Consider the following 18,368-nt stretch of genomic DNA (forward strand, 5'->3'; position numbering starts at 1 on the left):
ATAACAGCTTAAATCATAGCGGTTACAGGGTTATTCTGATTGACTAGGGGCAGGGTTTTTGGGATTCATTCTCCTTTGATTACGGGATTAGTCCCTGTAACGTTTCAGAAGATCCCCATAGGCATCGATCCGTCGGTCCCGCAGATACGGCCAGATTCGCCGTACCGCCTCGCTGCGGGCCTTGTCGATATCCACCACCAGTACCTGTTCCTGGCTGTCCGAGGCCTGGGCCAGGAATTCTCCCTGGGGGCCGCAGACGAAGCTGGATCCCCAGAATTGACTGCCGGCGGTGACCCCGGACGGATCCGCCTCAAACCCTACCCGGTTGCAGGCCGCCACCGGGATGCCGTTGGCCACCGCATGAGCGCGCTGCACGGTGATCCAGGCCTCCCGCTGACGGGCCTGTTCATCGGCCGTGTCGTTGGGGTCCCAGCCGATGGCAGTGGGGTAGATCAGCAGTTCCGCCCCGGCCAGGGCCATCAGCCGTGCCGCTTCCGGGAACCACTGATCCCAGCACACCAGCACGCCCAGGCGTCCCACTCGGGTGTCCACCGGCTCGAAACCCAGATCCCCCGGCGTGAAGTAGAACTTCTCGTAATAGCCGGGATCGTCCGGGATATGCATCTTGCGATAGACCCCGGCCAAGCGCCCGTCGCTATCCAGTACTACCGCAGTGTTGTGGTACAGGCCGGGGGCACGCCGCTCGAACAGAGAGCCGACGATCACCACCCCCAGTTCCGCCGCCACCTCGGACAGGGCCTGGGTGCTGGGACCGGGAATCGGCTCGGCCAGGTTGAACAGCTCGGTATCCTCCGTCTGGCAGAAATACAGGCCGGTGTGCAGTTCCTGCAGGATGATGAGTTCGGCCCCTTGGGCGGCGGCCTCGCGGATGCCCCGCAGGCTTTTGTCCAGGTTGGACCGGGTATCTTCCGTGTTGGAATGCTGGATCAGTGCGATGCGCATGATGAGGTTCTGGGTCGGTTCAATGGTCGTGGAATGAAGGAAAGGCAAAGCCCGTTTCAACTGGAACGCAGGGAGTGCCGGTCCGGTGCGGGCGGCCCCCTGCGGGTCGCCAGGTAAAAGTGGAAGCAGGCCAGGCAGAGCATGAGCAGACTCATCAGCATGGCGCCCCGGTAGGGACCGAAGAAGATCCATGCCCCCAGCACCAGAAAGGCGATGCCCGTACTGCCCTGGATGATGAGTTTCTTTACCCGTCCCGCATTCCAGGTGGACATGGTGATGAACCACCAGCCCATGGGCAGGCCGGGGGCGGAGAACAGCACCACCAGCTGTCGGAAGATCCCCTCCAGATGGCCCAGGGCCAGATGAATGCCGAGGCTGCCGGCCATCAGCAGCAGCACACCGACGGCGGCGATCCGGTAGCTGGGCTGACGTGAGCGGTACCAGGGGCGTTTGACCGGGGTGTTCATCGGAGTGAAATACCTCAAGGATGTTCTGAGCAAACTATTTCGGCATGAAAATCGTCATTCCCGCGCAAGCGGGAATCCAGTCACGGCCCCTCCCGCTTTCGCGGGAGTGACGGCAGGTGCGGCCCGGGAATCCACCCACCCGCCGATCATTCCGGCACCCGTTTTTCGCAGGAAAGTGACGGGGCCAAGATATTGGTCGATTCCGATGCCGGCTGACAACCGCCACGGGCCGATCCATACAGTGCCATACACACACATTGGATCAACCGGAGCAAAAAGCGTTCAGAGGCCGGACCTGGACACATTGATCAGAGATCAAATCTTTGCAAAACAGGCCTGCACCATAACCGAATCATGCCGGATTGCCCATATTGTTTCCCTCATCGCGAAACAGGCGTTTGGGAACCCACCACAGGAAGACGGCCATCCCCAGCAGTTCCACCAGACTCTGGAACACGACCACCACCACGGCCACCTCAAGGGAAGTCGGCAGCGCCAGGGCCAGCGGCAATACCACGAAAGAGTTACGGGTCCCGAAGCTGAAAGCCAGGACCCGGCCCTGTTCCGGGGGTAATCGGAACAGCCTGCTCATTGCCCAGGCCAGCCATCCCGCCGCGACAAGGAACAGAATGAATATCGGCAGCAGATGCAGCAGCAGGGGGAGGGCGCCCACCACCAGTGGGACCTGGGAGGTCGCCACGATGAACACCACCGCCGCCAGCAGCGGCACCGGCAGATCCCCCAGTCTGTTCACGAGCCTTCTGGGCTTGTCGGACCTTGCGGCCCAATGCTCGGTGCCCAGCGCCAGCAGCAACGGCACGATGATCAGACCGAAAAACGCCCGCAGCATCTCGTCCCGGGCCAGGGCAAGGCTCAGGTCACCGGGAAACAGGAACCACAGGTAGATGGGCAGCAGGAGGATCTGAAGCAGCAGACTGACGGGAGAAAAGGCGATGGCCCGCCGTGTGTCACCCCCGCCCAGCTGAGTGAAGGTGATGAACCAGTCCGTGCAGGGGACCAGCAGCACCAGGAGTATCCCCAGGCGCACGGCGGGGTCCTCGGGGGCCAGCAGCATCAATGTCCAGGCCAGCAGGGGGATGAGCACAAAGTTGCCCAGCACGGCCGCGGCCAGAAACCGGCCGTCCCGGAAGGCATCCCGCAGGCGGTTCAGCGGCACCAGGGTGAAGGTGGCGTACAGCAGCAGGCCCAATACGGGCCACAGCAGAGGTTCCAGCACCGCTCCGGCTGCCGGCAGGGCGGTGCCGAGCATGAGGCCTGTAAGAATGGCGGCAAGGTAGACGAAGACCTGATGGCGTTCCAGGGCCTGACGGTTCAAGTGACACCTCTCTTTGATTGACCGGGCGGATGCCCTGAATCGATCACGGGGTGCCGGAACTTGCCGGAATCCCGTCGGTTGGTTCGACTTGCAGGTTCAAGTCACCGCCACGCCCTTGACCATGGCCCAGACGGTCTGACCCTTTGCCAGCGCGAGCTGCCGGCAGGAACGCAGGCTGATACGGGCGAGCAGGGTCTGGCCACCGGCATCCAGATTCAGGATCACATGTCCGGGCTGGGGATCATCACTGATGTCACTGATCCGGACCTGAAGGGCGTTGAGTACGCTGCTGGCATCGGGCCGGGTCAGGGCCACGGATACATCTCGGGCGAGAATGCGTGCCCTCAGGGGAGTGCCGACGGCCCGCTCCTGATGGGAGATCAGCAGACTGCCGCCGGCAAAGGCCAACTCCGTCAGGTGATCGGGTTCATGGTGGACGGCCACGGTGCCTTCAATGACCGCCGAGGCCTGTTCGCTGTGGGCCAGGGGCAGGTCGGTGCGGGTCAGCAGAGTCTGCAACGGCCCCTGGGCCAGGGCGCGTCCCGCCTCCAGCAACACCATGTGGTCCGCCAGCCGTGCCACTTCCTCGATGGAGTGGCTGACGTAGACCACCGGGATGGACAGCTCATCCCTCAGTCGTTCCAGATAGGGCAGGATCTCCCCCTTGCTGGTCACGTCCAGAGAGGCCATGGGCTCGTCCATCAGTAACAGTTGCGGGCTGGTGAGCAGGGCGCGGCCGATGGCCACCCGCTGGCGCTGACCACCGGAAAGGGCATCCGGATAGCGGTCCAGCAGCTCGGTGAGTCCCAGCAGGGCCGACACTTCGCCCAGGGCCAGGCGGCGCCTGTCCGGGATCAGGCGCTTGAATCCATAGAGCAGATTGTCACGCACCTTGAGATGGGGAAACAGGCTGGCCTCCTGAAAGACATAGCCCAGGGGGCGCTTGTGTACCGGCAGCCATCGACGACCCTCCTGCCAGGTTTCGCCGTGGAACCTGAGCCGCCCCTCTCGAATGCGCTCCAGGCCCGCCAGACAGCGCAGGATCGTGGTCTTGCCGGAGCCGGAGCGACCGAACAGGGCGGTGACCCCCTGGCCGGGGATATCCAGATCCACATCCAGAGTGAAGTCGCCCCGGTCCAGAAAAAAGCGTGCCTCGATGCTCATGACACCACCCCCACCACCTTGAAGCGGCGATTGAGGGCATACACGCTCATCAGCAGGATGAAGGCCAGACAGACCAGCAGCAGGGACAGGGCATGGGCCGAGGCGTAGTCCATGGCTTCCACGTGGTCGTAGATGGCGATGGAGGCCACCTGGGTCTGGCCGGGGATGTTGCCGCCGATCATCAGGATCACACCGAATTCTCCCAGGGTATGGGCAAAGGACAGTACCGCCGCGGTCAGGATGCCCCGGCGGGCCAGGGGCAGTACCACCGTGAAGAAACGGTCCATGGGGCTTGCCCGCAAGGTGGCCGCCGCTTCAAGCACTCGACCACCAGTGGCGGCAAAGGCGTTTTGCAGGGGCTGCACCACGAAGGGCAGGGAATAGAACATGGAGCCGATGACCAGCCCGGTGAAGGTGAAGGCCAGGTGACCCACGCCGATGTCTTCCAGAAAGCCCCCCACGGCGCCCCGGGGTCCCAGCAGGATCAGCAGGTAAAAGCCCATCACGGTGGGCGGGAGTACCAGCGGCATGGCCACCAGCGCCTCGATCATGACCTTGCCCCGCCACCGGGTATGGGCCAGCCACCAGGCCAGGGGGGCGCAGAGCACCATGAGGATGCTGGTGCTGATGAAGGCCAGTTTGAGGGTGATCCATAATGCGGTGAGATCGTTGTCGCTGATGCCGAACATGCCGCCGTACTCCCTTGCGTGAAGTGAGTTATTCCCCGGGCAGCACGAACCCGTAGGCCCGCATGATGGCCCGGGTCATGGGGGCGTTCATGTACTCGGCAAAATGGTGGGCGGTGGCGTTGTCCGCGGCCCGCCGAGTGATGATGAAACCCTGTTCCAAGGGGTTGTGCAGGTTGTCATCTATCAAGTGATAGGGTCCCTGGTCCCGCACATGGGGGTTCAGGGCCAGAGACAGGGCCACGATGCCCACCTGGGCCGCGCTGCTTTCCACCAATTGCAGGGTGTGGGCGATGTTTTCACCAAAGACAAAGCGGGGCATCAGTTCGTCCCACAGGCCGACGGCTCGCAGGGCTTCCTCCGCCCGTGTCCCGTAGGGCGCGTGGCGAGGGTTGGCGATGGCAATGCGCCGGAATTCGGGCCGGGACAGGTCATTCAGGGTCAGGGTAGAGGCGTCCACCGTGTTGCTCCACAGCACGATGCGGCCGATGGCGTAGGGGATGACCTCGGAAGCCGCAAATCCCTTTTCCTGCAATATCCTTGGAAATTCAATGTCGGCGGAAAAGTAGAGGTCAAATGGGGCGCCGTTCTCGATCTGGGCGCGGAAGCGACCGGATGACCCGTAGATGACCTCAATGGGGCGGTCCGGGTGGTCTTCCCGGTAGGCCTCCAGGATTTCATCCATGGCATAGCGCAGGTCTGCCGCGGCGGCGATGCGGGTGGGTGCTTGCGCCTGGAGTGTCCCGGTCAGGGCAAGCAGGACCAGGCCGAACAATCCTTTGAGTAACAAGTGGTGCATGATCGTGTTCCTTTTCCTGAAGGGTTGGCGGTGGATGATGGGTACGAATGCCTGAAGCTCGGATAAGTCCGGAGATCACTCATTGACGGCCAGGATGACGTGGGGCGCCTTGATCAGGGCACAGGCCCGAGATCCCTGGGTGAGCCAGCCTTCGTCCAGGGCCTCCCGGGTGACGACGGCGGTGAGGACCCGGCCATGGCCCAGGTCCAGCTTGACCTCCGCGTTCACGGGGCCGGACTCGATGTGGCTGACAACGCCCTGGAGGCGGTTACGGGCGGAAAAGCGCAGCGCGTCGGCCACTTCGCTCAGAATCACGAAGGAAGACTTGATCAGTGCATGGACTTCCCGGCCCACCTGCAGCCCCAGTTCCAGGCCGGCCTCATGGGTGACCACGGCGTGGATCTCCAGCCCATGGCCGATATCCACGGTAATCTCGTCGTTGACCGCGCCCTGCGTGACGCGGGAGATCTTGCCTTGGTAGTGATTTCTTGCCGTTGTGCGCATGGATAGTTTCCTCATCAGTGTCCAGACATCGCCTAATTCGCCCGTGGACCGGGCCATTTGCTGCAAAAATTTCTGGTACGCCTGTTCGGCGGCCCGGTACTGCGCAATCACCTGTTCGCCGTGGGCGGTCAGTCGGGTGCCGCCGCCGTGCTTTCCTCCCGCCTGCCGCAGCAGCAGGGGTTTGTCCGCCAGATTGTTCATGGCGTCGATGGCGTCCCAGGCCGCCTTGTAGCTCATGCCGATGGCCCGGGCCGCGGCGGAGATGGAGCCGGTGGCGGCGATCTGCTCCAGCAACTGGATGCGGGCGCCGCCAAGGAAGGTCTGGCCGTGCAGCTTGAACCAGAACTGCCCGTCGATTTCCGGTTGCATGGGGTTTTCCTGGTCTAAGGTTCGTTATGTATTTCTGTATATAGCGAATGTCGAAACACAACTCACGGGGTCGCTGTGCTCTAACTCAGCATTTTTTAGGCCAGCCAGATTGGTGCTTTTAAATGTCTGGTTTTAAAGGATTTGTTATTAAATCTCCATGGTCTGAGGGTGGGGTTTGCGACAGGAGAAAGGGGAGGGTGAGCCCGTTGTCTGAAATCCTACGTTTCCCGGGATCGGCCCGGCGGGCGGGGTGTCTGGGATAATGGCGTCATGAACGTGGATTGATTTATTTATATTCCTTGTCAGTATATGTGGTCCTGCAAATGGATGTGAGCACGTTATGGAGCCCGGAAAAGACCCATGATCCCTGCCTTCCTGCGCCGTCATCCCCTGACCGTCATCGTGCTGGCCCAGCTTTGCGGCACATCCTTATGGTTCAGCATCAATGGTGTGTGGTGGTCGATGGCCCCGGACCTGGGTCTGTCGAATGCGGATCTGGGGTATCTGACCCTGACCGTGCAGCTCGGATTCATCGTTGGCACGTTGACCATGGCGGCCACCGGCTTGGCGGATCGCTTTCACGCCAGTGTCATCTTCGCCGTGGCCTGTCTGTGCGGTGCGCTGGTCAATGGTGCCTTCCTGCTGGTGGCCGCCCAGCCGCCCTTTGATCTGTTGCTGCGGTTTCTGACCGGTCTTTGCCTGGCCGGGATTTATCCTCTGGGGATGAAATTGATCATCTCCTGGGTGCCACGGCACGCGGGGGTGGCGCTGTCCTGGCTGGTGGGCATGCTGACCCTGGGCACGGCACTACCGCACCTGATGCAGGGGATGACGCTGGGCATACCCTGGCAATGGCCCCTGCTGGGGGCCTCGATGCTGGCGCTGCTGGGCGGGGGACTGGTGCTGCTGCTGGGCGATGGCCCCCACCTGCCCAAGGCCGGAGGTAAGATCCCGCTGCGCCAGGGACTTTCAGGGCTGAAGATCCCGCGTTTTCGTGCCGTGGCCGGGGGGTATTTCGGTCATTGCTGGGAGCTCTATGCCTTCTGGATGCTGGTGCCGTTGCTGGTGGGGCGGGAGATTGGCCGTCTGGGTGCCGCGGATGCCTGGATACCCTGGCTGGCGTTCGCCGTCATTGCCCTGGGGTTTGCGGGGTGTGTGGGCGGCGGTGTGATCAGTCGTTACCGGGGGAGTGAGTGGGTGGCCCGTCGCGCCCTGGCGATGTCCGGCGCCCTGTGTCTGGCCTATCCTTTCCTGACCTGGGCACCCGCCGGTTTATTGCTGATCCTGCTGGCCCTGTGGGGGGTGGCCGTGATTGCCGATTCGCCACAATTCTCCGCCCTGGCGGCAGCCAATGCCCCGCAGGAGCTGGTGGGTTCATCGCTGGCGGTGATGAATGCCATCGGCTTTGCCCTGACGGTGCCCGCCATCTGGCTGACCAGCCTGTTGTGGGAATTGCAAGGTGCCTGGGTCCTTCTGTGGCTGCTGCCGGGACCCTTACTGGGCCTGTGGGCGATGCGGGGCTTGAAGAAGAAGTAGCATCAATGCTTACCTGATGGCCCATCAACCCACCGCATCCGCCTCCGTCAGGGCCGGGTCTTCCGGGTTTTCCGGTTCTTCCTGGCAGTAGACGTAGGTCACGCCGCTCAGGCGACGATTGAGCTGCTGAAAACCGTCCAGAATCTCCCAGGCCGGATAGGGCAGGCCGGGATGGGCGCGCTTGGCCTGGATCAGCCAGCGGCTGTTGTCCTGTTTGCGCTCCAGGATCTTGCGTCCCAGCTCCGGGCGTTCACGCATCAGCATCCGCGCCACGGTGTTCATCTGCTGGGTAAAGCGAGCCGCGGCATCCAGCACCAGCGGCCGCGCGGCCTCCAGGGCCCGGGGGGAGGCCTGTAGCAGGCGCCGGGCTTCGTCATGGAGTTCCGGTCCCAGGGTGCGAACGATCATGGGCAACTCCCGCATGAAGTCGTCCATGGTGTCCTTCAGGGCCTGATCCTCCCGATTGAGGGAATCATCGGGAATGGCATCCAGAAAGGCGGTCAGTTCGTGGCAGACCGTCTGCACCTCACGACCGCGGCGGGTGATGTCCGCTTCCAGACCATCGTCCAGCGCGCCTTGCTTGAGTCCCTGCATCACGCCGTCACCCATCAGGTGGAGGGTATCGAAGATACGCAGGGTTTCCCGCAGGGCCGCGTTGATGGCCAGAGCGGGATTTTGCAGCAGCAGCGGATCCAGCCTTGGGGTACCGGCCTTGCCCGGGGCGGGGCTGTCCGGAATCAGCATCCTGACCCAGCGTTCCAGGGCCGGGGCAAGGAACAGGGCGGCGCAGGCCAGCAGGTTGAACAGGGTATGGGTCCAGGCCGCCTGCTGGGGCAGTTCGCCCGGCAGTACCTGAAGCGGCAGTTGCGGAATGCCCAGCAGAAGGCCGGCCGCGCCCAGGGCCAGGGGCAGTTTGACCATGAGGATGGCCAGTCCCAGACGGCGTCCCTGGGCATCTCCCCAGCCGGCCAGCAACACGGTCAGGCACAGGCCGATATTGGCACCCAATACCCAAAGCAGCAGCATCGGCAGGGTGATCTGGCCGCCGGCCACCAGGGCCAGGGCCACGGCGATGGACGCGGTGGCACTTTGCACCATCAGGGTCAGCAGGACCGCGCCCACCAGAAACAGCAGGGGCAACTGGCTCAGGGCGGCGAACAGAGCCTCCACCGCCGGATCGGAACCCAGACTGGTGGCGGCGTCGCTCAGCAGGCCCATGCCCATGAGCATGAAGGCGAAGGCCAGCAATGCCTGACCCACGCCGCGAGGACGACTGGATTCCACGAACAGGAACAGTCCGGCCCCCACGGCAAGAAATAGACCGATATAGTGTTGCAGATCGAAGGAGACCATCTGCACCAGTACCGTGGTGCCCAGTTGCGCTCCCAGCAGGACGGCCAGCACGTTCTTCCAGGCCACCTTGCCGCGGCGGGTCATCTGTACCGAGAGCATGGCCGTGGCCGTGGAGGAGGGCATCACCGCGCCGCTGGCCACGCCGCCGACAAAGGCGCGGGCGCGGGTGCGGGTGAAGCCCTGCAGCCAGTCCAGCAGGTCACCCCCCATGATGCGGGCAAAGCCCTTGCGCAGAAACCGCAGGCCAAACAGGATCAGCAGGATGCCGGCGATGAGGTTGATCGGTTCCATGGTTCACCTTCGCTCAGATTTAGGTTTGTTGCGTAGGCCATGTGAACGGTTTATCCGATCACATGGCCGATTTCCATATCAGGCGCCGGGAATATGGGCGCCCAGGAGCCAGGCGGCCATCAGGAAGTACACCGCCAGGCCGGTGAAGTCCTTGATGGTGGTGATGAACGGGTCGGCGCCGGGGGCATGGTCCACACCGATCTTGACCATCACCCAGGGCAGCAGGAAACCCAGGATGGAAGCGGTGAACACGGCGGTGAACAGGGCCACGCCCACCACCACGCCCAGCAGCGGAATCCCGTTGGGCGCACCCTGCCAGAAGTAGGCGATGGTGCCCGCCAGGACCGCGATCACCGACGCCATGGCCAGACCCACCATGGCCTCCCGTACCAGATGGGAGCGGAAGAAACGTTCCATGCTGATGTGGCCCAGGGCCAGGCCACGGGCGAAAATGGTGGTGGACTGGGTGCCTACATTGCCGCCCATGTCCATGACCAGGGGGATGAAGATGGCCAGGGCCACCAGGGCGGCCAGGGTGTCCTCGAAGAAGTCAATGACGCCCCCCACCATCAGGCCACCCGCCAGGGTGACCATCAGGAAGGCCAGCCGTACCCTGACCGAATATCCGATGGGGCCGGAGGTGAGCTTTTCCGACCGCACCACATCCTTGGCGTGCACCATGCTCCCGATGCCGGCCTTCTTGTACACGTCTTCGGAGACGTCCTCTTCCAGCACGTCCATGGCATCGCTGAAGCACAGCACGCCGGCCAGACGATGCTGATCATCCAGTATCGGCAGCACCGGCAGGTCACTGCGCTGCAGCAGGCGGGCGGCATCCACCTTGTTGTCATGGGTGCCGGCGGTCACCCCTTCCCCGTTCACCAGGTTGCGGATGGGTGTGTTGCTTTCGGCCCGCAGCAGGCGGGTCAGGGAGACATGTCCCAGGTACTCCCCCTCGGCATTGGTCACGAAAACCACCGCGCCCATGTCTTCCGGGCTGTTCTCGATGCCGCGCAGTCGTGCCATGGCCTCTGCCACGGTGGTGTCCGCGGTCACTGCCACGTGATCCGAACGCATGACACGCACCACGTTGTCCGCATCGTGGCGAAGGATGGTCTGTACCGATTCCCGTTTTTTGGCGGGCAGGAGGGCCAGCAGGTCATCGCCGTAGCGGCGGGAGAGCAGGGCGACGGCCCGGGCGATGGTGTAGCTGGGCAGGCGGGCGGCAAAGCGGGCGGCTTCCGCCTTGCCCATGTGCTCCAGCAGACCCGCCTGTTCCTCGTCGTCCATGTGCAGGAAGGTGGCCACGGCTTCCCTGGGTGTCAGTTCGGAAAAGATGGCCAGTCGGTAGGAGGGTTCGATGGCGGCCAGACAGCGGGCCTTTTCGGTGGGATCGGCATCCATGATGAGAGTCTTGGCCTCATGGAACTGGCCATTGCGAAGATGGTTGAGAACGATGTGGTTCATGGGATGAATTCCGTAATGAATGTTTTCGGCACGAAGCCGTCCACGGAATTCAGGCAAGGGGAGGCCGTGCCTCCCTGGATGTGTGAAGATCAGCGGGGAGGGAAGGCCAGCCGCCTGATATCGGCGAACGGCATGTCAAAACCTCTCAGCCGCCGCAACGGGCGGGGCGAGGGCGGGGGTTCGGGTTCAGGGTCGTCTGGCAAGGACATCACCTCCTGGCATCGGGTTTTGGGTGGCGCACACAGCACCGCGCCACAGGCCGCCGGCCCGTGTCGGGTGTTGGATGCAAGTCAAGGGAAGTGCCCGAAGGGGCAGCCGTCAGCGCGCCCCGGCCCTGTCAGGCAACGGAACGAGCAGGTACCTGTCCACGGGGACAGGATGACGGGGATGCACTTTCGGCTATCGGCTCCCTGGTTGTCGCGGCAGTGTGCGGCGCGCCAGGGGAGCCTCATGGGCGGTAAGGAATTACCGCGGGAGAGAGGGAACCCGAGGGACGCTGCAGACCGCCGTATCGTGACCGTGATCGGCCCGAATCAAGCATCTACAACAAGAACTGTCCATGGGGTTATGGGTACCTCTACAGGTTGCAAAGGGCGGATTTGCCTCAACGGGCGGCATTCTACCCCCAGGAGGCGGTCGGGTAAACCCGATGTTTGCGGTGAGTCGAGCTATTTGGCGATATCCTTTGGCCTTGCCGTGCTTCCCGTTCCACATGCCGTCTGGCGGGCGATGGCTGTTTGCAGGGCGATCGTCCCGCTGTGCCGCCTGCCGATGGCGCCTTCAGGAACTTGTCGTGGAGTCTGGCTACCCAGATAGCGCAGATGGCTGCCGCAGCGTGCGCGGCAATCGGTGGCGCCAAAACCGGCAATCAGCACCTCGCCGCCCGTGGCTGCGTTGAGGTCGCATTCGGCTTCATGATGCAGACTGACGTGGATCACCCGCGCCTCCCGTCGACTCAGCAACCAGTCAATATGCCAGCGCAGCGTCTTGTCTCGGCTCAGGTGTCGCTCCACCCGGGCCACCAGATTGCGTCGGGCGCTGCCGGTATAGACATACCAGCCGGCAGGCAACCGGTGTGATGCCAGTCGCCCCGCCTGGATGCGGCAGGGGCGACTGAGCCGGATATAGAGCTGGTAGGTCGTTGGTAGGGCCAAGGGGCACTGATCCGGGGCGGGGCGACCTGCCCGATACTTCAGGAGAACATGGATTTGAACGTGGCCCTGATCTCTTCCCGAATGATTTCCCGAATCCGTTCTTCGGAGATCGGGGGTTCCTGCTTGGGCAGGGCCTCCAGCTCGGCCTGGATCATGGCATGGATGGCGGCTTCGATGGCGCCGGGGGTGGATGCGGATGCCGCAACGGGCGCGGCGGTCGGTGCTTCATCGATCCGTGGCATTTCTTCCGGTTCGGACATGGGGGCCTCGGTTGCTTGTTCTGGCGTGGTGTCGTCAGGAGTGAGTGTATCTTCTTCCGGTTCCGGTTCCGGTTCCGGTTCCGGTTCCGGTTCCGGTTCCGGTTCCGGTTCCGGTTCCGGTTCCGGTTCCGGTTCCGGTTCCGGTTCCGCCATGGGTGTTTCCATGGTCGCTTCCGTTTCCGGCATGGCCTCATCCTCTTCCCGGACGGGCTGGGGTTCGGCTTCCATGATCATTTCTGCTTCCGCCATCGCCTCCTCGATCACCGGCGTGGATGGAGGGGGTTCGTCTTCAGGCTCCGGTGATTCTTCACCGGCCTGCTGCAGCAGCATGTCGAGGACCGGGTCGTGCTCTCCTGCAGTATCGGGGGGTGTCGGCTCTTCTCTTGCTTCTCGGGACCACATGGCATCACTGACCAACTCCAGTTTCTGGACGGAAGGCGCCTCTGCGGCCAGTATGTCCTCAATATCCGGTTCCGGTTCCGGTTCCGGTTCAATCTGCCGTGGTGGCGCCTCATCGACGATGAATCGGTCAAAGTCACCGTTTTCGATCCAGTCCGCCCATTCATCATAGAGGGCATTCTTGTCCGTGACACCCGGGATATCCCCGGAAATGAAGGCCGAGACATCCGAGACCTTGTATTTCTTCCGGACGTACTCCGCCAGAATGACGCCGATATCCTTGTTTTCGCGGGTCAGCGCCACCAGGCGCATCAAGCTCTCGGATTTTGCATTCATGTCGGTTCCCTTCCGGCTATGCCGGCCGGCTGAGTGGATGGGTCGCTGTGGCCCTCGCCAGGCCCCTCATGAACACCTTATCGGCAAGTGGGCAGGGAAATTGAACATTTCCCCGCGCTACATCGTGCCGAGGATCCAGCCCTCGACCCGGGCGATGCGGGATTCGGCGTGTGTGAGCGAAGGGGTGAGATATGAAGCGAGGCTTCCGTCCAGGTCGAAACGGCGTAGCTGCAGGGCGACCACGTAGGCGTCATGCTGGTCGGGTGTGCGGCCGTCCCGTGGATGTGCCTTGCTCCACAGGGAAGGGTAGACCTCGACAAGGACGGCGCGACCCGGGGGCATGTTCCAGCCATCGAAGGGCCAGACATGCAGCCGCTGCCCCAGTGCCAGCCGCAGCAGGCGTAGCCAGGGAAGTCCGGCATGGGTTGATTTGGCCACCGAGCCGGGGACGTCGAAATGAAACACGGACTTCGCCCCCGCCCTTGCCTCGGTAAGGCGACGCCAGCGGGTGTTGCCGGAACGGTCCCGAGCATATCCGCACGAACCGTCGCGGACAAAATCCACATAGGTGTGTTGATCGTCGGTGGGCCAGTGTTGGTGAAAATCATCCAGGAAGGCGGTCCAATCCGGGGGCAGGTGATGGGCTTCGAAATACCGCAGGGGAAAGGAAAATCCGTGATCGATGCCGACGAGGGTAGGTACGTCTTCGGACAAGCGGGCGGTCAGCCACGCCGCAAGACCACGCCGGGTCCAGTATTTTCGTGGACTTGGTGGCGGAAGGACCTCCGTCGGCAGGGATTCCCGGTCGGCTTCGTAGACACGCAAGCCCTTGAGACTGTCATCCGGCGTTTGCGCGCCGGAGTAGTCGATGCCGATATAACGATGGAAAGCAGGATGTTTCACAAGCATCCCTCTGCTATTCGTCGGCATGGTGTTGCAGCCAACGATGGCCTTTACCGGTCACGCGCTGATGCTCCCGTTCTGGTGAGGTGAACAGGCAGGAAAAGCACTTTCAGGATTGTGGGAGGCAGTGTGGGAACGAAAAAAAAGCCCGCCCGTAACTTTTGCTGAAACGGACGGGCTTTTTTGTTTTGGTGGTGGAGCGGATGGGAATCGAACCCACGACCTCAGCAGTGCGATTGCTGCGCTCTCCCAACTGAGCTACCGCCCCATGGGGTGAAAGTATACTCCAGGGTTCCTGCTTGTCACCAGTGCCGGGGGCGGTGCCTCAGCCGGTTGCCGGCTGGAGCAGGATGCCCGCCAGCGGTGGCAGGGTGAGCACCACGGAGTAGGGTTTCCCCATCCAGGGTATGTCTTCGGCTTCCACTTCCAGGTTGCCCAGATTGCCGCCGCCGTAGTAGTGGGAGTCGGAGTTGAAGATCTCCCGATAGCGGCCGGGGCCCGGTACGCCGATGCGATAGCCTTCCCGGGGTACGGGGGTGAAGTTCAGGGCGCTGATGATGAACTGGTTGCCGTCTTCGGTCTTGCGCAGGTAACTCAGGACCGACTGGGCGGCGTCATGACAGTCGATCCAGTCGAAGCCCTGCCATTCGAAGTCGAGGTGATGTAGCGCGGGCTGTTCCCGGTAGAGACGGTTGAGGTCGGCGACCAGGCGTTGGACGCCTTCGTGGAAGGGGTATTGGAGCAGGTGCCATTCCATTTCCCGGGATGCGTCCCATTCGTTGCCCTGACCGATCTCGCAGCCCATGAACAGCAGTTTCTTGCCCGGGTAGCTCCACATGAGGGTGTAGAGCAGGCGCAGGTTGGCAAACCGCTGCCACTCATCGCCGGGCATGCGGTAGAGCAGGGAGCGCTTGCCGTGGACCACTTCGTCGTGGGAGAAGGGCAGCACGAAATTTTCGGTGAAGGCATAGAGCAGACCGAAGGTGAGCCGGTCGTGATGGTAGTGGCGGTGGATGGGGTCCTTCTTGAAATAGTCCAGGGTGTCGTTCATCCAGCCCATGTTCCACTTCATGGCAAAGCCCAGGCCTCCCAGCCAGGTGGGACGGGTGACCTGGGGCCAGGACGTGGATTCCTCCGCGATGATCAGGGCCCCGGGATGGCGGCCCTGGACGGTACTGTTCAACTCCCGCAGGAACTCAATGGCATCCAGGTTTTCGTTGCCGCCGAACTTGTTGGGTACCCAGTCACCGGGTTCCCGGGAATAGTCCAGGTAGAGCATGGAGGCCACGGCGTCCACCCGCAGACCGTCGATATGGAATTCCTCCACCCAGTACATGGCGCTGGAGACGAGGAAGTTCCTCACCTCGTTGCGGCCGTAATTGAAGATCAGGGTGCCCCAGTCACGGTGTTCGCCCAGGCGAGGGTCTTCATGCTCGTACAGGGCGCTGCCGTCGAAGCGGGCCAGCCCGTGGGCGTCCTTGGGAAAATGTCCCGGCGCCCAGTCCAGCAACACGCCGATGCCGTGTTCGTGGCAGAGATTGACGAAATAGCGGAAGTCATCCGGTTCGCCGAAGCGGCTGGTGGGGGCGTAATAGCCGGTGGTCTGGTAGCCCCAGGAGCCATCATAGGGGTGTTCGGTGATCGGCAGCAGTTCCACATGGGTGAAGCCCATGCGGGTGACATAGTCCACCAGTTCCCGGGCCAGTTCCCGGTAATTGAGAAACTGGCCGTCTGCGTCCCGCCGCCAGGAACCCAGGTGCACCTCATAGACGGACATGGGGCGGTGCAGCCAGGCCTCGTTGCAGCGATCCGCCAGCCAGGCCTGGTCGGACCACTGGAAACGGCTGGGAGGGCTGACCACCGCCGCGGTGCGGGGGCGCAGTTCAAAGCGCTGACCGTAAGGGTCGGCCTTGAGCAGGATGGCGTCGGTGTCGCGGTTGCGGATTTCGTACTTGTAGAGGGCGCCGGGCGCCATGCCGGGGATGAACAGCTCCCACACCCCGCTGCCGCCGCGTACCCGCATGGGATGGCAGCGGCCGTCCCAGCGGTTGAAGTCGCCGACCACGGACACCCGTTCCGCGGCGGGTGCCCAGACCGCGAACCGGACGCCCTGAATGCCGTCTACTTCATGAAGATGGGCGCCCAGGAATCGGTAGGCGTGCCAGTGGCGCCCTTCGTTGAACAGGTGGATGTCGAAGTCCGGCACCTGGGGGGCGAAACAGTAGGGATCGTAGGCAATCTGCTCGTGGCCATGACCATCACTCCATCGTATGCGATAGTGTGAGGGCAGGGCGTCGCGGGGGCCACGCCACTCGAACAGCCCCTGTTTGCCGACGGGCTTCATGGGGGCGTTGAGTTCCATGATGCCGGCCTCGCGGGCGAAGGGTAGCAGGGCGCGCACCACGCACTGCCCCGCCTCCATGTGACGACCCAGAAAGGCAAAGGGGTCGTGATGCCGTGAGTCAAGGATACGTTGGAGATGTTCGTTGTACGATGTAGGCATGAGAGGTTCCGTGGCTGGCGCGGCGGTGTGGCGGCACTTTCCGTGGCTGCAGAAATGATGTAATAGATTCGAAACAGGGACATCGCACTATGATAAGCGGGCCATGCCGGGGGCTGAAGTACCCGATTGAGTCAACCCTATCATGAGCAGCGTGACCGAGTCCCCCATTGACCCGGGTCCGGGAAAGTCAGCGTCAACTACCCCCGACTGAAGTCGGGGGCTTGCCTGCCTGCCGCGTCGCAGGTGAAAGCAAGCCGGGTTGACCAGCCTGAGCCCGCCTGAGCAGGACGCTCGAAAGGGGCTACGTTTGCAACAGGTCGTCAAGACCCACCGGCGGATGCTTCCTCAGTCTGCCGCTCTGGAAGGTTGGGATCATGCTGGCGAAAGGTAAAGCGCCGAAGGTTCCAGTCGCCGCGCCAGCGGGAGCCGGTTGCAGACATTGGCGAGGGGAGATAGGGCGAAAGCCCTGCGTCACTGGTGCCCTTTACGGGGCAGAGCCTTGCGGCCCAGTGGGTGGAAGGCCCACACCTTTTCCTGTGGCTGTAATACCGCAGCCGCAATTCCTCCCGCGATTGAAATCGCGGGTTTCCTTGCGGAAAGATTATGAAATCACAATCTCAACGCTTCGTCAGTCGTATCACCCGAGACACCCTGGCATTGATCCTTGCCGGGGGGCGGGGGTCCCGTCTCAAGCAACTCACCCTGTGGCGCGCCAAGCCGGCGGTACCCTTCGGCGGCAAGTTCCGGATCATCGACTTTCCGCTGTCCAACTGCATCAACTCGGGTATCCGTCAGGTGGGAGTGCTCACCCAGTACAAGTCCCATTCCCTGATCCAGCACATCCAGCGCGGCTGGGGGTTCCTGCGCGGGGAGTTCGGCGAGTTCGTGGAACTGCTGCCGGCCCAGCAGCGCATTGAGACTTCCTGGTATGAAGGGACGGCGGACGCAGTCTATCAGAACCTGGACATCATCCGTGACCATGACCCGGGGTATGTTCTCATCCTGGCCGGCGACCATATCTACAAGATGGACTATGGCGACATGATCGCCTACCACGTGGAGTCCGGCGCCGACATGACCGTCGGATGCCTGGAGGTGGATCTGGAAACCGCCCGGGGGTTTGGCGTCATGGCGGTGGACGGAGACGGCCGGGTGCGTCAGTTCACGGAAAAACCGGCGCAGCCCCAGAGCATTCCCGACAAGCCGGACAAGGCGCTCGCCTCCATGGGGATCTATGTCTTCAATACCCGCTTCCTGTTCGAACAGCTGATCAAGGATGCGGATACCCCGGGCTCCAGCCATGATTTCGGCAAGGACATCATCCCCAACGTGATCAAGTCCTATCGGGTGATGGCGTATCCCTTCCGGGACGTGCAGACCGGTTCCCAGGCCTACTGGCGTGACGTGGGGACCATCGACTCCTACTGGCAGGCCAATCTGGAGCTAATCGGCGTGACGCCGGAACTGAATCTTTACGACATGGACTGGCCCATCTGGACCTACCAGGAGCAGTTGCCGCCGGCCAAGTTCGTGTTTGACGACGATGACCGGCGCGGCATGGCAGTGGATTCCATGGTCTCCGGGGGTTGCATCATCTCCGGTGCGCTGGTGCGACATTCCTTGCTGTTCTCCAATGTGATCGTCAACTCCTTCAGCCAGATCACCGATTCCGTGGTCCTGCCCGATGTGGAGATCGGTCGTCATTGCCGGATTCACAAGGCCGTGATCGACAAGGGTTGCCGGATTCCCGAAGGCATGGTAATCGGTGAAGATCCGGTGGAGGATGCCAAGCGCTTCCATGTCTCGGATGGCGGTGTGACCGTGGTGACGCCCGAAATGCTCGGCAACATGCCCCGCTATGCCCGCTGAGTCCTCCAC

General features: G+C 62.7%; 15 protein-coding genes and 1 tRNA gene. 2 read left to right on the forward strand and 14 right to left on the reverse strand.

Going from position 1 to position 18,368, the window contains the following annotated elements:
- Window positions 1-87: 87 nt before the first annotated feature.
- The 7 genes from ACLF6L_RS05525 to ACLF6L_RS05555 form a co-directional block, all read right to left on the reverse strand.
- Complete coding sequence (locus ACLF6L_RS05525; protein WP_008932187.1) at window positions 88-963, reverse strand: carbon-nitrogen hydrolase; 876 nt, start codon at window positions 961-963, stop codon at window positions 88-90.
- Between the two features lie 56 nt (window positions 964-1,019).
- Window positions 1,020-1,430, reverse strand: a complete 411-nt coding sequence (locus ACLF6L_RS05530; RefSeq protein ID WP_008932188.1) for a hypothetical protein — start codon at window positions 1,428-1,430, stop codon at window positions 1,020-1,022.
- Between the two features lie 352 nt (window positions 1,431-1,782).
- On the reverse strand, window positions 1,783-2,766 hold the full coding sequence (locus ACLF6L_RS05535; protein ID WP_412852534.1) for an arsenic resistance protein: 984 nt from the start codon (window positions 2,764-2,766) through the stop codon (window positions 1,783-1,785).
- A 96-nt stretch (window positions 2,767-2,862) separates the two neighbouring features.
- Window positions 2,863-3,930, reverse strand: a complete 1,068-nt coding sequence (modC, locus tag ACLF6L_RS05540; RefSeq protein WP_412852535.1) for a molybdenum ABC transporter ATP-binding protein — start codon at window positions 3,928-3,930, stop codon at window positions 2,863-2,865.
- Window positions 3,927-4,619 carry a molybdate ABC transporter permease subunit gene (gene modB, locus ACLF6L_RS05545; protein WP_412852536.1) on the reverse strand — a complete coding sequence of 231 codons (693 nt, stop codon included), beginning with the start codon at window positions 4,617-4,619 and terminating at the stop codon, window positions 3,927-3,929. Before modB ends, modC begins: the two co-directional genes overlap by 4 nt.
- 28 nt (window positions 4,620-4,647) lie before the next feature.
- Window positions 4,648-5,406 carry a molybdate ABC transporter substrate-binding protein gene (modA, locus tag ACLF6L_RS05550; RefSeq protein ID WP_412852752.1) on the reverse strand — a complete coding sequence of 253 codons (759 nt, stop codon included), beginning with the start codon at window positions 5,404-5,406 and terminating at the stop codon, window positions 4,648-4,650.
- A gap of 84 nt (window positions 5,407-5,490) precedes the next feature.
- Complete coding sequence (locus ACLF6L_RS05555) at window positions 5,491-6,288, reverse strand: TOBE domain-containing protein (RefSeq protein ID WP_412852537.1); 798 nt, start codon at window positions 6,286-6,288, stop codon at window positions 5,491-5,493.
- A 360-nt stretch (window positions 6,289-6,648) separates the two neighbouring features.
- On the opposite strand from ACLF6L_RS05555, the gene ACLF6L_RS05560 reads away from it, so the two are divergent.
- On the forward strand, window positions 6,649-7,824 hold the full coding sequence (locus ACLF6L_RS05560; protein ID WP_412852538.1) for an MFS transporter: 1,176 nt from the start codon (window positions 6,649-6,651) through the stop codon (window positions 7,822-7,824).
- Window positions 7,825-7,848: 24 nt separating this feature from the next.
- Here ACLF6L_RS05560 and ACLF6L_RS05565 read toward each other — a convergent pair whose 3' ends face one another.
- The 7 genes from ACLF6L_RS05565 to glgB form a co-directional block, all read right to left on the reverse strand.
- Window positions 7,849-9,468, reverse strand: a complete 1,620-nt coding sequence (locus ACLF6L_RS05565; RefSeq protein WP_238616570.1) for a Na/Pi cotransporter family protein — start codon at window positions 9,466-9,468, stop codon at window positions 7,849-7,851.
- A gap of 78 nt (window positions 9,469-9,546) precedes the next feature.
- Window positions 9,547-10,935 (reverse strand): magnesium transporter, encoded by a 1,389-nt coding sequence (mgtE, locus tag ACLF6L_RS05570; RefSeq protein ID WP_412852539.1) that lies wholly within the window; start codon window positions 10,933-10,935, stop codon window positions 9,547-9,549.
- A gap of 668 nt (window positions 10,936-11,603) precedes the next feature.
- Complete coding sequence (locus ACLF6L_RS05575; protein WP_238616572.1) at window positions 11,604-12,089, reverse strand: GIY-YIG nuclease family protein; 486 nt, start codon at window positions 12,087-12,089, stop codon at window positions 11,604-11,606.
- A 38-nt stretch (window positions 12,090-12,127) separates the two neighbouring features.
- The gene (locus tag ACLF6L_RS05580) at window positions 12,128-13,084 is read right to left on the reverse strand and encodes a hypothetical protein (protein WP_412852540.1); all 957 of its coding nucleotides are present in this window, start codon (window positions 13,082-13,084) and stop codon (window positions 12,128-12,130) included.
- A 117-nt stretch (window positions 13,085-13,201) separates the two neighbouring features.
- The gene (locus tag ACLF6L_RS05585) at window positions 13,202-13,993 is read right to left on the reverse strand and encodes a hypothetical protein (protein WP_238616574.1); all 792 of its coding nucleotides are present in this window, start codon (window positions 13,991-13,993) and stop codon (window positions 13,202-13,204) included.
- Window positions 13,994-14,179: 186 nt separating this feature from the next.
- Window positions 14,180-14,255, reverse strand: a tRNA-Ala gene (locus tag ACLF6L_RS05590).
- Between the two features lie 57 nt (window positions 14,256-14,312).
- Window positions 14,313-16,490 (reverse strand): 1,4-alpha-glucan branching protein GlgB, encoded by a 2,178-nt coding sequence (glgB, locus tag ACLF6L_RS05595; RefSeq protein ID WP_238616575.1) that lies wholly within the window; start codon window positions 16,488-16,490, stop codon window positions 14,313-14,315.
- A gap of 603 nt (window positions 16,491-17,093) precedes the next feature.
- Between glgB and glgC the strand changes: the two genes are divergently transcribed.
- On the forward strand, window positions 17,094-18,359 hold the full coding sequence (glgC, locus tag ACLF6L_RS05600; protein ID WP_238616576.1) for a glucose-1-phosphate adenylyltransferase: 1,266 nt from the start codon (window positions 17,094-17,096) through the stop codon (window positions 18,357-18,359).
- Window positions 18,360-18,368 lie beyond the last annotated feature (9 nt).

Source organism: Ectothiorhodospira shaposhnikovii (assembly GCF_047222355.1).
GTDB lineage: Bacteria > Pseudomonadota > Gammaproteobacteria > Ectothiorhodospirales > Ectothiorhodospiraceae > Ectothiorhodospira.